This is a genomic window from Telluria antibiotica (assembly GCF_011682055.1).
GTDB lineage: Bacteria > Pseudomonadota > Gammaproteobacteria > Burkholderiales > Burkholderiaceae_D > Telluria > Telluria antibiotica.
The window spans coordinates 185,694-199,426 of sequence record NZ_JAAQOM010000010.1 but is presented as its reverse complement, the minus strand read 5'-3'; the positions used below and the strand labels follow the sequence as shown (position 1 = coordinate 199,426).

Genomic DNA, 13,733 nt, shown 5'->3' with positions numbered 1-13,733 from the left:
ACGTGCCCACGCGGAAGCCGGCTCTGTGCTGGCGTTACGCGTGGGCACAGGGTGCCCACCCTACGATGGCACATGCCGCGCCATATATTCGAAAAACTTACACGCCGTACGGAATCCACACGTTCTTGACCTGGCTCGCATGCTGTAAAACGGCACGCCCGCCCGCCTGCTTCGCATCGAACCAGTCGCGCCCTTTGGCGCCTCCCGTCCACGTGCGCTTCAGCGACTCGGCCGACAGCTTCTCCACTTCCGCGCAGCCCTCGGCCGAACCGTCGTGGCGCCACACGGCATCCACGTCGAAGTGCGACGCCAGCGTCCGCGCCAGCTCGTCGTGGCTGCCCGTGACGATGTTCAGCGCGCCGCCCGGCAGGTCGGACGTGTCGAGCACTTGGTACAAATCCAGCGCGGACAGCGGATGCGCTTCCGACGGCACCGCGATCACGCGGTTGCCCAGCGCCAGCGCGGGCGCCACGAGCGAGATGAAGCCCAGCAGCGGGTTCTCGTTCGGGCACACGATGCCGATCACGCCCACCGGCTCGTTCAGCGCGACGGTGATGCCGTGCATCGGCGGCTGGTGCGCGAGGCCGTCGTACTTGTCGGCCCATGCGGCCCAGTAGAACAGGCGCTCGACTGACGCTTTTACTTCTCCTTCGGCATCCTTGGAGCCAGTCTGCGCAAAGATGCGGGCGGCGAATTCGTCGGCGCGGATCGCCAGGTTCTCGGCGATGTAGTACAGCACTTGCGCGCGGTTGTGCGCCGTGGCCTTCGCCCAGCCGGACGCCTTGTGCGCGGCCTCGACGGCGTTGCGGATGTCCTTGCGGTTGCCCTCGCCCACGTCGGCCAGGAAGTCGCCGTTCGTGCCAATGATCGCGCGGCTGTACGCACCGTCCGGGCGCGCCTGCTTGCCGCCGATGTACAGCTTGGCCGTGCGGTCGACCGCGAACGGGCTGTCGCCGGCGGCCAGCTTGACCTTACCTTTTTCCGCGATGACCGGGGCTGCCGGACGCGCATCTTCCGCCAGCGGCACCAGGTATTCCGTCATGCCTTCCTTGCCGCCTTCGCGGCCGAAACCGGATTCCTTGTAACCGCCGAAACCACATGCGGCATCGAACTGGTTCGCCGTGTTGATCCACACGACGCCGGCCTTGATCTGCGGGGCGACGTCGAGCGCGAGGCTGATCGACTCGCTCCACACGCAGGCCGCGAGGCCGTACACGGTGTTGTTCGCGAGCTGCACGGCTTCGCCCGGCGTGCGGAAGCTCGACGCGACGAGCACGGGCCCGAAGATTTCCGTCTGCGCGACGACGGCGGACGTCGATGCGCCCGTGATCAAGGTGGGCAAGTACCAGGCGCCGGCTTGCGGCGTCTCGGCTTCCGGCTGCCAGATCTCGCACCCTTCCGCGCGCGCCGATTCCACGAGGCCGTGGATGCGCTGCTGCTGCACGGGGTCGACGAGGGCGCCGATGTCGTTCGATTTGTCGAGCGGCGAGCCGACGCGCAGGTTGCGCATGCGTGCCTTGACCTTCTCGATGAAGCGCGGGTAGACGCTCTCCTGCACGAGCAGGCGCGAGCCGGCGCAGCAGACCTGGCCCTGGTTGAACCAGATCGAGTCGACGAGGCCTTCGACGGCCGCATCGAGGTCGGCGTCGTCGAAGACGATGAACGGCGACTTGCCGCCCAGTTCCAGCGACAGTTTTTTACCCGTGCCGGCCGTGGCCTTGCGGATGATGCGGCCCACTTCCGTCGAGCCGGTGAACGCCAGCTTGTCGATGCCGGGATGGTTGACGATCGCCTCGCCCACGCGGCCATCGCCCGTGACGATGTTGACGACGCCGGCCGGCACGCCGGCCTGCTGGCAGATCTCGGCGAACAGCAGCGCGCTCAAGGAAGTGAACTCGGCCGGCTTGAACACGACCGTGTTGCCGGCCGCGAGCGCCGGTGCGATCTTCCATGCCAACATGAGCAGCGGGAAGTTCCACGGCACGATCTGGCCGACGACGCCGACGGCGCGGTAGTCCGCGAATTCTTCCGATTGCAGCTGGGCCCAGCCGGCGTGGTGATAGAAATGACGGGCGGCCAGCGGCAGGTCGGCGTCGCGCGTTTCGCGGATCGTCTTGCCGTTGTCCAGCGTCTCGAGCACGGCGAACAGGCGCGAGTGCTTTTGCAGCAGGCGCGCCAGCGAATACAGCACTTTCGCGCGGCCGTGGCCACCCAGGGCGACCCAGCCCGGCTGCGCGCGGCGCGCGGCGTCGACGGCGCGGTCGATATCGGCCTGCGACGCCTGCGTCACTTGCGCGAGTTCGCTGCCGTCGGCGGGGTTGAACGAACCGAACGTCTCGGCTGCGTCCGTCCAGGCGCCGTCGACGAACAGGCCGAAACGGCGGCCATGGGCTTCCAGCCACGCTTGCGCTTCCTTGGTGCTCTCGGGTGCGGGGCCGTAATCCATAGTCTGAAGAATCTCTTTAATTGTGGGCATGGCGAATCATCCGTTGTCGGTTCAAGGTTGCGCGTGGCGATGTGCCGCGGAATAGCTGCCGGTGACGTAATGCTCGAGCTGGCGCTCGATGTCGGTCAGGAGGCTGGAGGCACCGATGCGGAACAAATGCGGTTGCAGCCATTCGTTACCCAGCTCTTCCTTCATCACGGTCAGGTATTGCAGTGCGGTCTTGGCGGAGGACACACCCCCGGCCGGCTTGTAGCCGACCTTGTAGCCGGTGCGTTCATAGTACTCGCGGATCGCTCGTACCATCACCAGCGACACGGGAATGGTCGCGTTCACACCTTCCTTGCCGGTCGATGTCTTGATGAAATCGGCGCCTGCCATCATGCAGACCCACGATGCTTTTGCTACGTTTTCCAATGTGACGAGATCGCCCGTCGCGAGGATCGCTTTCACGTGCGCGTCGCCGCACGCCTGGCGGTACGCGACCATCTCGTCGTACAGCGCCTGCCAGTTGCCCGTCAGGACGTGCTGGCGCGTGATGACGATGTCGATCTCGGTGGCGCCGGCCGCGACGGACAGCTCGATCTCGCGGATCTTCGTTTCCATGCTCGACAGGCCGGCCGGAAATGCGGTCGACACGGCGGCGATCGGCAAGCGGCCCTGCAGCACGTGCACGGCCGGCTGGATCATCTCGTGGTACACGCACACGGCGCCCGTCGTCAGCGAGTCGATGCCCAGTGCCTGCATCAGGTCCGCGCGCAGCGGGCGCATGGCCTTGCGGCACAGGCGCTCGACGCGGCCCGGCGTGTCGTCACCCGACAACGTGGTCAGGTCGATGCACTCGATGGCGCGGATCAGCCACGCGGCCTGGTACTCCTTCTTGACCGTGCGGCGGTTCGCGAGGCTCGCGGCGCGGCGGTCGGCGGCGTTGCGGTTGACCTTCAGGTGGTTGATCCAGCCCAGGTCAAGTTCGATCGCGGTATTACGTTTGAAATCGAGGTTCGGGCTCATAGCAAAGCAGTTCCGTTGGCAGTAGGTTTGACGCCGAGGTGGTGCGCCAAGGTGGCGCCGATGTCGGAGAACGTGTCGGACACGGGCAGCTCGCGCGCGGGTGCGGCCGGGCCGAAGAACAGCATCGGGATGTGTTCGCGCGTGTGGTCGGAACCGGGCCATGTCGGGTCGCAGCCGTGGTCGGCCGTGATGACGACGAGGTCGCCCTCTTTCAGCTTCGCGATGAAGTCCGGCAGGCGCGCGTCCAGCTCGTGCAGCGCGTTCGAATAACCGGCGACGTCGCGGCGGTGGCCGAAGTGCATGTCGAAGTCGACGAAGTTCACGAACGTCAGCGACTTGTCCGGCGCCGTATCGGTCACTTCCAGCAGGCGGTCGAACAGCGCCATGTTGTCGGCGCCCTTGATCAGTTGCGTGACGCCCTGGCCCGCGAAGATGTCGCTGATCTTGCCCAGCGCGATCACCTCGCCGCCGGCATCCTTCACGTGGTCCAGCAACGTCGGGGCGACCGGGGGCACGGCGTAGTCGTGGCGGTTGCTCGTGCGCTTGTAGTTGCCGTTGCTGCCCGTGAACGGACGCGCGATCACGCGGCCGATGTTGTACGGCTTGACCAGTTCATATGCCGCTTCGCACACTTGATACAGGCGCTCGAGGCCGAAGTGTTCTTCGTGCGCGGCGATCTGCATCACGGAGTCGGCCGACGTGTAGATGATCGGCTTGCCCGTCGCGACGTGTTCGTCGCCCAGCTCCGTGATGATCGTCGTGCCGGACGCGTGGCAGTTGCCGAGCCAGCCGGGCACCTTCGTGATCTCGGCCAGCTTGTCGGTCAGCTCTCGCGGGAACGTGGGGACGGTCTTCGGGAAGTAGCCCCAGTCGAACAGCACGGGCACGCCGGCGATTTCCCAGTGGCCGCTCTGCGTGTCCTTGCCGGTCGAGCGCTCGCGCGCGACGCCCCAGGCGCCCGTGAAACCGTCGCGCTTTGCGAAGCCCGCGGGCCATGCGCCGCTCGCTTTGTGCGCGGCGGCGCCGAGGCCGATGGCTTCCAGGTTCGGCAGCGCCATCGGCGTGCCGGCGTCCGCCGCCCACTTGGCGATATGGCCGAGCGTGTTGGCACCCGTGTCGCCGTATTTGTCGGCGTCGGGCAAGGCGCCCAGGCCGAAGGAGTCCAGCAGGAGGATGAATGCGCGTGACATGTTATCCCTTCCTTATTCCGTTTGTTCCCGTACTCAAGCCGTCTTGCCCAGCCGTTCGACGAAGCCGTGGATCAGCGTGACCATGTCCTTCGCCGCAATGGCAGCATACTTCAGCGTCTGCTCGTGCGACAGCGGGAACGACGTCAAGCCTTCGGCCAGGTTGGTGATGGCGGACATGCCCGCGACCTTCAGGCCGCAGTGGCGCGCCGCGATCACCTCGGGCACGACGGACATGCCGACGACATCCGCACCCAGCGCCTTGAATGCGCGGATCTCGGCGGCCGTCTCGAAGTTCGGGCCCGGGCACGCCAGGTACACGCCTTCGTGCACGGTGATGCTCTTCTCGGCCGCCGTCGCCTTGACGAGGTCGCGCATGCCGGCGTCGTACGCGTTGGCCATGCTGAAGAAGCGCGGGCCGAAGCGGTCGTCGTTCGGGCCGGCCATCGGGCTCCCCGGCAGCAGGTTGATGTGGTCCGTCAGCACGACGACGCTGCCCGCATCCACTTCCGGCCGCAGCGAACCCGCGGCATTCGTCACGAACAGCAGTTCGCAGCCGATCAGTTTGAAGGTGCGCACGGCCGACGTCATCACGCCCGGGCCGTAGCCTTCGTAGAAGTGGCCGCGGCCCTTCATGCACGCGACGGGGACGCCCGCCAGCGTACCCAGCACCAGCTCGCCGGCGTGGCCGTGCACGGTGCTGATGGGGAAGCCCGGCAGGTCGGCATAGCTGATCGACACCGCGTCCGTCATCTGGTCGGCCAGCACGCCGAGGCCGGAACCGAGGATCAGGGCCACGCGCGGCGTGAAGCCCGGCTTGCGGGCGCGGATGACGTCGGCGGCTTCGAAGGGGGAATTGCTGAACAGGTGAGTAGTCATTGTCGCGGTCGGATCGAGGATGAGGCGCGGCGGCGCACCGAAATGTGGCAACTATGCATGATTGTCGATTGGTATGGCAAATACCATTTTTCTGGTCGATTTATATCTTCACGGTATAAATTCGCGCTAGACTGGATGCGGATGCGTTGACCACGACCAAACAAATGTTTAAGATGAAAAACAAAAGTTTATCCCATCTCGAACCGTGACCGAACCCTCAAAGAAACAACAGCTGTACGAGGCCATCCGCGCGAACCCGTTCATCTCGCAGCAGGAGCTCGCGAACCAGCTGGGGCTGTCGCGCTCGGCCGTCGCCGGCTATATCGCGGGGCTGATCCGCGAGCGCAAGCTGCTGGGACGCGCCTATGTGCTGCCGGTGCACCGCCCCGTCGTCTGCGTGGGCGCGGCGAACCTCGACCGCAAGCTCCGTTCCGTCGATGCTATCGCGCTGCGCACGTCGAACCCGGCCAGCCTGGGCGAATCGTTCGGCGGCGTGGCGCGCAACATCGCGGAAAACCTCGCGCGCCTCGGCACGACGGTCGCGCTGCTGACGGCCATCGGGGCCGATTCCTCCGGCGCCGCCCTGCTCGCCCATGCGGAAAGCCTCGGCATCGACGTGCGCGGCGCGCTGCGCCTCGAAGGCTGCTGCAGCGGCACGTACACGGCCGTGCTGGACCGGGACGGCGAGATGGTCGTCGCGCTCGCCGACATGGCATTGTACGACCGCATGGAGCCCGCGTTCATCGACGCGCGCCAGGCGCAGCTCGCGGGCGCGGGCCTCGTCGTGGCCGACCTGAACCTGCCGCAGGAGACGGTCGCCGCCCTCGCCGCGCAGGCGCGGCGCGCCGGCACGCCGCTCGTGCTGGTGGCCGTGTCCGAACCGAAGATGGCGCGCCTGCCATCGGACCTCGCCGGCGTGCGCCTCATGATCCTGAACGCCGGCGAACTGGCGGCCCACCTCAAGCGTGCGCTGCGGGACGACGCTGCGATCAGAGCCGCCATGCGCGACGTGCAGGCGCAGGGCGCGCGCGACGTGATCGTCACGCGCGGCGCGCGCGGCGTGCTCGTCACCGCGGGCGACGGCATCGTCGACCTGCCCGCGCCGGCGGCAAGCGTCGTCGACGTGACGGGCGCCGGCGATGCGTTCGCGGCGGCCGTCTGCTGGTCGCTCGTGCAGGACGACGGCGCGGACGACCTCGTGCTCGCGTGCCGGCGCGGCCTGCACCTGTCGTCGCTCACCCTGGGCGTGCCCGAAACCGTGCACCCGGGCCTGGGGCCGGACAGCCTCGCCACCGAACATCCTTTGCTTTCACAGGACTGAACATGCAAGCCTTCCTCCAGTTTTCCCCCGAAGTGGCGGCCGCGCGCGCGGCCGGCAAGCCCGTGGTCGCGCTCGAGTCGACGATCATCTCGCACGGCATGCCGTACCCGCAGAACGTGCAGACGGCGCGCGAGGTCGAACAGGTGATCCGCGACGCGGGCGCGGTGCCGGCCACCATCGCCCTCATCGACGGCAAGATCTGCGTGGGCCTCGCCGACGCGCAGCTCGAACAGCTGGGCAACGCGCAGGATGCGCTGAAGGTCAGCCGGCGCGACCTCGCGTACGTGCTTGCCGAGAAGAAGCTGGGCGCGACGACGGTGGCCGCGACGATGATCTGCGCGGCCCTCGCCGGCATCGAGGTGTTCGTCACGGGCGGCATCGGCGGCGTGCACCGCGGCGCCGAGACGAGCTTCGACATCTCGGCCGACCTGCAGGAACTGGCACGCACGAACGTCGCGGTCGTGTGCGCGGGCGTGAAATCGATCCTCGACATCGGTCTTACCCTGGAATACCTGGAAACGCACGGCGTGCCGGTCGTGAGCGTGGGCCAGCCGGGCTTCCCCGCCTTCTTCACGCGCGAATCGGGTTTCAATGCCGACTTCCAGCTCGACACGCCGGCGCAGCAGGCCCGCTTCATCCGCACCAAGTGGCAGCTGGGACTCACGGGCGGCGTCGTTGTCAGCAATCCGGTGCCGGTGGAGTCGGCGATGCAAAGCGACGAGATCGACGGCATCATCGCCCAGGCGCTGCGCGAGGCGGACGCGCGAGGCGTCAAGGGCAAGGCCGTGACGCCCTTCCTGCTCGCCCGCATCAAGGACCTGACGGGCGGCCGGAGCCTCGCCACCAACATCGCGCTCGTGAAGAACAACGCGCTCGTCGGCGCGCACCTCGCGGTGGCGCTGCACGCGGCAGCCCACGTGTGAGACCCATCATGTCGATCGACCTGAAGCAGCTGAAATACTTCCTGGCGGTGGCCGAGGAAAAGAGTTTTTCGCGCGCCGCCGAGCGCCTGCACATCTCGCAGCCCCCGCTGTCGCAGCAGATCATGAAGCTGGAGAGCGAGCTTGGCGTGCGCCTGTTCGCGCGCACGACGCGCAGCTTCGAGCTGACCGTCGCCGGCAAGGCGCTGATGCACGAGGCGGCCGACCTGCTGGGCCGCATGCGCATGACCATCGACACCATCCGCCAGATCGACCGCGGCGAAGTGGGACGCCTGCGCGTGGGCATCGTCGGCTCCGCGATGTGGGGCCCGATTCCCGGCCTGCTGGAGCAGTTCCAGAGCCAGTTCCCGCGCGTGACGTGGACCATCCACGAACTGGGTCCGAACGACCAGTGGGACGCGCTGCGCGGCAAGCAGATCGACGTCGGCTTCTGGCGCGAGCCGAAGATCGACGAGGACATGCTGAGGAATGCAGGCCTGCACCAGGAACTGTGCTTCCGCGAGGACGTGTGCGTCGCGATCAACGACCAGCACCCGCTCGCGCAGCAGAGCGCCATCGAACTGATCGACATCGCCCAGGAACCGATGCTGACACTGCACCTGGACCAGTCGGCCGAGCCGCGCTACCTGATCCAGTGCTGCGTCAACGCGGGCTTCCAGCCGACGATCTTCCAGGAAGCGGCCGAACCCCAGACCCTGCTCGCGATGGTGGGCGCGGGCCTGGGCGTGGCGCTGATGCCGTCGACGACGAGCCGCATCGGCTGGCCGGGCGTGCGCTTCCTGCCGATCCGCACGAATCCGCCGTCGGCCAATCTGTACATCACCTACCCGACGCAGGACGATGCGCCTGTCGTGCGGGCGTTCCTCAATATTCTCAACCCCGCCGGGGAATCGTAGGGTGGGCACGCCTGTGCTCACGCGGAAGCCAGCATGACGCAAACGTTCGCGTGGGCACGGGGTGCCAACCCTACGTCGAAACATCCCGATTAATGCATCGCGCCGCCCACTTCCCGCGTATCGGTCTCCATGACCACCGCCACCTCCACCGCGATGCGCAGCGCATCGACGATGTCACGCAACGCCATCGACGGCGGCCGCTCCGGCCGGTCGGCCGCCTGCTCGGGCAGGAACGGCACGTGGATGAAACCTGCCTTCAGCGGCTGTCCGACCGCATGGTGCATCAGGCCGTAGAACACGTGGTTGCACACGAACGTGCCCGCCGTCTGCGACACGCTGGCCGGAAAGCCGCGCAGGCGCAGCGCCTTCATGATGGCCTTGACGGGCAAGGTGCTGAAATACGCGGGCGGGCCGGCGGCCACGATGGGCGTGTCGACGGGTTGCGCGCCCGCGTTGTCGCGGATGGACGCGTCGTCGATGTTGATGGCCACGCGTTCCAGCGAGATCTCGGAACGGCCGCCGGCCTGGCCGACGGCGATCACGACGTCGGGCTTCACGTCCGCCACGGCGTCGCGCAGGACGTCGGTGGCGCGGCCGAATTCGCACGGCAGCTGGCGCGCGCTGACGGTGAAGCCGGGCCCGGACCAGCCGTCCAGCGCGCGCGCGGCTTCCCACGACGGGTTGATGGTGGCGCCACTGAACGGCTCGAAGCCGGTCAGCAGCACGGTCTTGACGGGAGCGGGTGTGGATGCGGTCATGGTCGCCTCATCGATACATCAAACAATACAGCAGGACGATATTCGCGCCCAGCAGCGGCAGCGCAGTCGGCAGTTGGGCCTTGATCACGGCATTCTTGTCGGGCAGGTCGAGCAGCAGCACCGGCACGACGTTGAAATTCGCAGCCATCGGCGTCATCAGGGTACCGCAATAGGCGCTGAACATGCCGATCGCCGCCATCACGGCGGGATTCGCATGGTAGACGCCGACCAGCACGGGAATCCCGATACCGCCCGCGATGACGGGAAACGCGGCGAAGCCGTTGCCCATCACGACGGTAAATAATGCCATGCCCACGCAGAACGCGGCGCAGGCGAGCAGGCGCGAATCGAGCGGCAGGTACGTCGTCGCGACGTGCGCCACCGCCTTGCCCACGCCCGCCTCGGCAAACAGCAGCCCGAGCACCGCGAGCATGTGCGGCAGCACGACGGCCCAGCTCATCGCGTCGATCAGCCGGCGCGCCTCGCGCACGCCCTGCAGCGGCGTCGCTCGCGTGAGCCCGCACGCGAGCGCCAGCGCGGCGAGGCTGCCGCAGCCCATGCTGACGAGCGTGAGATTGTTCGGGTCGAGCAGGAGGCGCGCGCCGACGTGGACGTCCTTCAGCGCGACGGAACCCAGCATCGTGACGGCGGGAATCGCCAGCGCCGGCACGAGCAGCCGGTTGCCCAGCCGGGCGGCGCTGGCTTGCCGGTCCGCTTCCGGCACGACGGCGGCGCCGCCGGGCCGCACGAGGCCGGCGCCGGCGACGAGCGCCATCGCAACCATCAGCACGCCCGCGACGGCCGGCGGCAACCGTTCGCCCAGCAAATAGACGAGCGCATACAGGCCCCAGAACAGCGCCGTCGTCATGCGGCGCGGGTTCGTCGTGTCGCGCACGGTCATGACGGCCGTCGCCGCGAACAGCAGGCCGACCAGGACATAAAAGACGTCGAGCGAAATCATCGTCCTCCCGTCTCGCGCCGGATGCGCGCGTCGAGCCGGCGCAGGTTCCACGCGTGGACGACGAACGCCGTCACCGCCGTCGGGATGCCCCACAGGGCCATGCGGATCGGATCGACGTCCAGGCCCTCGGCCTTCAGGATCGTCTGCATCAGCACGATGGCGCCGAACGCGACGAAGATGTCCTCGCCGAAGAACAGGCCGACGTTGTCCGTGGCCGCGCTCATCGCCCGGATGCGCCGGCGCAGCGGCTCCGGCAGCGTGCCATGGCGCGCCTCGGCCGCCGCCTCGGCCATCGGCGCGACGAGCGGACGCACCATGTTCGGGTGGCCGCCGAGGCTCGTCAGGCCGAACGCGGCCGCGACTTCGCGCGCCAGCAGGTACACCGTCAGCAGCCGACCCGTCGTCGCCGAGCGGATGCGCGCGACGCTGGCCTGTGCATGCTCCTTCAGGCCGAAGCGCTCCAGGAGGCCGATCGCGGCCAGCGGCAGCAGCAGGATCAGCGGCAGGTTGCGGGTCTTGATGAACGCGCGGCCCAGCGATTCCAGCAGGTGCATCAGGGGCATGTGCGCGGCCCACCCCGTCACGCCGCAGGCGGCGATGACGACGAGCACGGGATGGAGGCGCAACAGGAATCCGGCGGTGACGACGGCGATGCCGAGCAGCGGCCACAGGTTGACGGCGGTGTGCATGGTCCTCCAGCGGTTGTGGTTGCGTGCGGAATCTTACCTTACGGACAAGCCGCCCCTCGTCGTGCAATCGTTAGTGCACCAATAATGAATCAGCGAATGCGTTGCCGTAACGCAACGGATGTTGTAAGTGCTTGTAAAGTTTCGTACCGACCCAGCCAGTCACACCGCTACACTGCAAGCTATCCCTGCACACAGGAGCTTGCATGCCTCGGTTTTCCGGCGGCGTCGCACCGCGCGGCCCCGCTACTTCTTCCTCTCCAGTTCCCGCTGTCCACGCTCGTTTCCCCTTCCACCTTGCCTTCTTGGCAACCGCCGGCCTCGTCGCGGGACTGACCGCGCAGCCGTGCTTCGCCTCGCTGGGCCGCGCGCCGAGCGCGCTGTCCGCCGCGACGGGCGCGCACCAGGCGAGGACGCTGGCGGCGACTGGCGCTACGGCGGCCGCCGGCTACACCGTCAACACGACGGTGCTGGAAACGGGCACGACGGTGCGCGAATACGTGGGCAAGGACGGCGTCGTATTCGCCGTCACCTGGAACGGCCCGTTCCTGCCCGACCTGCGCGACCTGCTGGGCCAGCATTTCACCACGCTCACGAACGAAAGCGCACGCCACCCGAAGGCGGGCCGCAACCGGGTCCGCGCCGCGACTCCGGACGTGACGATCGAATCGACCGGCCACATGCGTGCCTACACGGGCCGCGCCTGGGTGCGCAGCCTGCTGCCGGCCGGCTTTGACACGGATACCCTCGAATGACGACGATGCTCGATGTACGCCGCGGCCTCGCGGCGCTGGCCACGACGTGCGCCTGTTTGATCCTGACCGCGTGCGGCGGCGGTGGCGGTGGCGGTGGCGGCAGCACCGGCAGCACCGGCTCGACCGCAGCGTCCGTGGCGAGCCCATCCGCGCCGGCCGCCGTCCAGCCGACGGCCGCGATCTCCGCATCCACCGCGACCGTCACGGCCGGCCAGCCGCTGACCTTGACGTGGAGCTCGCAGGACACGGGCGCGACGGCATGCACGGCGTCCGGCGCCTGGTCCGGCCAGGTCGCCACGAGCGGCAGCCAGCAGGTGACGCCGGCCGCGCAGGCCGGCGCCTACACGGCCACCTATACGATCACGTGTGGCCAGGCAAGCAACAGCGTCGCCGTGACGGTGGCGCCGCCCGCGAACGCGATCCCGATCGTCGTCGACAACGGCCCCGCGGGCGCGGGCGGCCCGTTCAACGCGCCGTTCGTGAGCGTCACCGTGTGCCGCCCCGGCACGACGGTCTGCCAGACGATCGACCACGTGCTGCTCGACACGGGCTCCTACGGCCTCCGCCTGATCGCCCCGCTCGACGGCGCGCTGGCACTGCCGACCGTCACGTCGAGCACCGGCGCGGCCGTCGGCGAATGCGGCCAGTTCGTGAGCGGCTACACATGGGGCGCCATCGTGCAGGCCGACATCAAGCTGGCCGGCGAGACGGCCGCGGCGCAATCGATCCAGCTCATCGGCCAGGCGCCGGGCGGCGTGGCGACGGCACCGACGTCGTGCAGCAGCACCGGCAGCAGCATGAACACCGTCGCGACGCTGGGCGCCAACGGCATCCTCGGTGTCGGGCTGTTCAAGGAAGATTGCGGCCAGGCGTGCGCGAGCAGCGCCATCAGCGCGACGTATTACGCCTGTGCGAGCGGCACGTGCACGTCGACGGCGCTGGCGCTGGACAAGCAGGTCGCGAATCCGGTCGGCGCCTTCGCCGGCGACAACAACGGCGTCGTCGTGTCGCTGCCGGCCGTCGGTGCGTCCGGCGCGACGTCGCTCAAGGGGACGCTCACGTTCGGCATCGGCACGCAGCCGAACAACGGGCTCGGCACGGCCACGCGCTACGTCGCCAATTCCAGCGGCGACTTCACGACCGTGTACAAAGGCACGACAATGACCGCCAGCTTCATCGACAGCGGGTCGAACGGCCTGTACTTCGACGACACGAGCCTGCCGGCCTGCACGTTGAGCACGGACTTCTATTGCCCGACGAGCCCCCAGAGCCTGAACGCGACGGTGATGGCCTACGACGGCAGCGCGTCGAGCAACGTGGCGTTCACCATCACGGACATCGACCACCTGCCGGGCGGCACGGTGGCGGGCTGGGTCGGCGGAAAGTACGACACGAAGAAGCGCAGCGGCAACGCCTTCGACTGGGGCCTGCCCTTCTTCTTCGGGCGCAACGTCTACGTGGGCATGGCGACGAGCACGAGCCGGCCGTACTGGGCGTTCTGAGCACCCTCAGTCCGGACGGACCGGGTTGGCGGCATCCTTGCCGACCACGGTCGTCCACGGCCGCACGCGCCACTGCTTCACGAGGCCGTGCACCACGTACGGATCGGCGCGGGCGAAGCGCTCGGCCGCGTCCGGCGAGTCGCCGGTGAACAGCAGCACGGCCTGGTCGGCCGGATCGGCCAGGGCGCCGGCGATGACGATCTCGCCCCTCTGCTGCGCAGCCCAGGCGAGTCGCAAGTGTTCATTGCGGAATTCACCGCGGCGCGCCAGGTAGTCGGGCGCCAGCTCATAGATCAGCAAAAAGTGCACTTCGATCTCCTCGAACGTGGTGGCAACATCGGTCGACGACGAGTGTAACCGACGGCGGACCGTGCCGCGCCCGTCCACGGGGCC

At 68.1% G+C, this 13,733-nt stretch carries 13 protein-coding genes; 5 read left to right on the top strand and 8 right to left on the bottom strand.

The annotated features are described in order from the left end of the window. Positions 1-97: 97 nt before the first annotated feature. From HAV22_RS17625 to xapA, 4 genes are read right to left on the bottom strand one after another with little or no spacing between them, the layout of a single operon-like run. Entirely contained in the window at positions 98-2,476 is a 2,379-nt protein-coding gene (locus tag HAV22_RS17625) for an aldehyde dehydrogenase family protein (RefSeq protein WP_371869674.1), read from the bottom strand. A gap of 21 nt (positions 2,477-2,497) precedes the next feature. Further along, positions 2,498-3,454, bottom strand: a complete 957-nt coding sequence (deoC, locus tag HAV22_RS17620) for a deoxyribose-phosphate aldolase (RefSeq protein ID WP_166860778.1) — start codon at positions 3,452-3,454, stop codon at positions 2,498-2,500. Beyond that, a complete protein-coding gene (locus HAV22_RS17615) occupies positions 3,451-4,644 on the bottom strand; it encodes a phosphopentomutase (protein ID WP_166860776.1) in 1,194 nt (397 codons plus the stop codon). Before HAV22_RS17615 ends, deoC begins: the two co-directional genes overlap by 4 nt. Before the next feature lie 33 nt (positions 4,645-4,677). Next, the gene (gene xapA / locus HAV22_RS17610) at positions 4,678-5,508 is read right to left on the bottom strand and encodes a xanthosine phosphorylase (RefSeq protein ID WP_166860905.1); all 831 of its coding nucleotides are present in this window, start codon (positions 5,506-5,508) and stop codon (positions 4,678-4,680) included. 217 nt (positions 5,509-5,725) lie between these two features. Here xapA and HAV22_RS17605 point away from each other — a divergent pair, with 217 nt between their 5' ends. The 3 genes from HAV22_RS17605 to HAV22_RS17595 are packed head-to-tail and all read left to right on the top strand — an operon-like array spanning position 5,726 to position 8,678. Then, complete coding sequence (locus HAV22_RS17605; protein WP_166860774.1) at positions 5,726-6,841, top strand: carbohydrate kinase; 1,116 nt, start codon at positions 5,726-5,728, stop codon at positions 6,839-6,841. A gap of 2 nt (positions 6,842-6,843) precedes the next feature. After that, complete coding sequence (locus HAV22_RS17600) at positions 6,844-7,764, top strand: pseudouridine-5'-phosphate glycosidase (protein ID WP_166860772.1); 921 nt, start codon at positions 6,844-6,846, stop codon at positions 7,762-7,764. Positions 7,765-7,772: 8 nt separating this feature from the next. Further along, the gene (locus HAV22_RS17595) at positions 7,773-8,678 is read left to right on the top strand and encodes a LysR family transcriptional regulator (RefSeq protein WP_166860770.1); all 906 of its coding nucleotides are present in this window, start codon (positions 7,773-7,775) and stop codon (positions 8,676-8,678) included. An 89-nt stretch (positions 8,679-8,767) separates the two neighbouring features. Here the strand turns inward: HAV22_RS17595 and pcp are convergent, their stop codons facing one another. The 3 genes from pcp to HAV22_RS17580 are packed head-to-tail and all read right to left on the bottom strand — an operon-like array spanning position 8,768 to position 11,086. Continuing rightward, positions 8,768-9,436, bottom strand: a complete 669-nt coding sequence (gene pcp / locus HAV22_RS17590; RefSeq protein ID WP_166860768.1) for a pyroglutamyl-peptidase I — start codon at positions 9,434-9,436, stop codon at positions 8,768-8,770. Positions 9,437-9,443: 7 nt separating this feature from the next. Then, positions 9,444-10,397: a DUF979 domain-containing protein gene (locus tag HAV22_RS17585; RefSeq protein ID WP_166860766.1), complete on the bottom strand. Its 954-nt coding sequence runs from the start codon at positions 10,395-10,397 to the stop codon at positions 9,444-9,446. Further along, the gene (locus HAV22_RS17580) at positions 10,394-11,086 is read right to left on the bottom strand and encodes a DUF969 domain-containing protein (RefSeq protein WP_166860764.1); all 693 of its coding nucleotides are present in this window, start codon (positions 11,084-11,086) and stop codon (positions 10,394-10,396) included. Before HAV22_RS17580 ends, HAV22_RS17585 begins: the two co-directional genes overlap by 4 nt. Positions 11,087-11,289: 203 nt before the next feature. Here HAV22_RS17580 and HAV22_RS17575 point away from each other — a divergent pair, with 203 nt between their 5' ends. Together HAV22_RS17575 and HAV22_RS17570 are read left to right on the top strand one after the other, a co-directional pair. Then, positions 11,290-11,838: a DUF2844 domain-containing protein gene (locus tag HAV22_RS17575; RefSeq protein ID WP_166860762.1), complete on the top strand. Its 549-nt coding sequence runs from the start codon at positions 11,290-11,292 to the stop codon at positions 11,836-11,838. After that, a complete protein-coding gene (locus HAV22_RS17570; protein ID WP_229421288.1) occupies positions 11,835-13,340 on the top strand; it encodes a DUF3443 family protein in 1,506 nt (501 codons plus the stop codon). Before HAV22_RS17575 ends, HAV22_RS17570 begins: the two co-directional genes overlap by 4 nt. 6 nt (positions 13,341-13,346) lie before the next feature. On the opposite strand, the gene HAV22_RS17565 is transcribed toward HAV22_RS17570, so the two are convergent. Continuing rightward, a complete protein-coding gene (locus HAV22_RS17565) occupies positions 13,347-13,649 on the bottom strand; it encodes a YciI-like protein (protein WP_166860760.1) in 303 nt (100 codons plus the stop codon). Between the last annotated feature and the right edge of the window lie 84 nt (positions 13,650-13,733).

What these genes read in the sequence shown, in the direction of transcription:
- HAV22_RS17625 (WP_371869674.1), bottom strand. Translation starts at nt 2,476, where the DNA reads ATGCCCACAATTAAAGAGATTCTTCAGACTATGGATTACGGCCCCGCA.
- deoC (WP_166860778.1), bottom strand. Translation starts at nt 3,454, where the DNA reads ATGAGCCCGAACCTCGATTTCAAACGTAATACCGCGATCGAACTTGAC.
- HAV22_RS17615 (WP_166860776.1), bottom strand. Translation starts at nt 4,644, where the DNA reads ATGTCACGCGCATTCATCCTCCTGCTGGACTCCTTCGGCCTGGGCGCC.
- HAV22_RS17600 (WP_166860772.1), top strand. Translation starts at nt 6,844, where the DNA reads ATGCAAGCCTTCCTCCAGTTTTCCCCCGAAGTGGCGGCCGCGCGCGCG.
- HAV22_RS17595 (WP_166860770.1), top strand. Translation starts at nt 7,773, where the DNA reads ATGTCGATCGACCTGAAGCAGCTGAAATACTTCCTGGCGGTGGCCGAG.
- pcp (WP_166860768.1), bottom strand. Translation starts at nt 9,436, where the DNA reads ATGACCGCATCCACACCCGCTCCCGTCAAGACCGTGCTGCTGACCGGC.
- HAV22_RS17585 (WP_166860766.1), bottom strand. Translation starts at nt 10,397, where the DNA reads ATGATTTCGCTCGACGTCTTTTATGTCCTGGTCGGCCTGCTGTTCGCG.
- HAV22_RS17580 (WP_166860764.1), bottom strand. Translation starts at nt 11,086, where the DNA reads ATGCACACCGCCGTCAACCTGTGGCCGCTGCTCGGCATCGCCGTCGTC.
- HAV22_RS17575 (WP_166860762.1), top strand. Translation starts at nt 11,290, where the DNA reads ATGCCTCGGTTTTCCGGCGGCGTCGCACCGCGCGGCCCCGCTACTTCT.
- HAV22_RS17570 (WP_229421288.1), top strand. Translation starts at nt 11,835, where the DNA reads ATGACGACGATGCTCGATGTACGCCGCGGCCTCGCGGCGCTGGCCACG.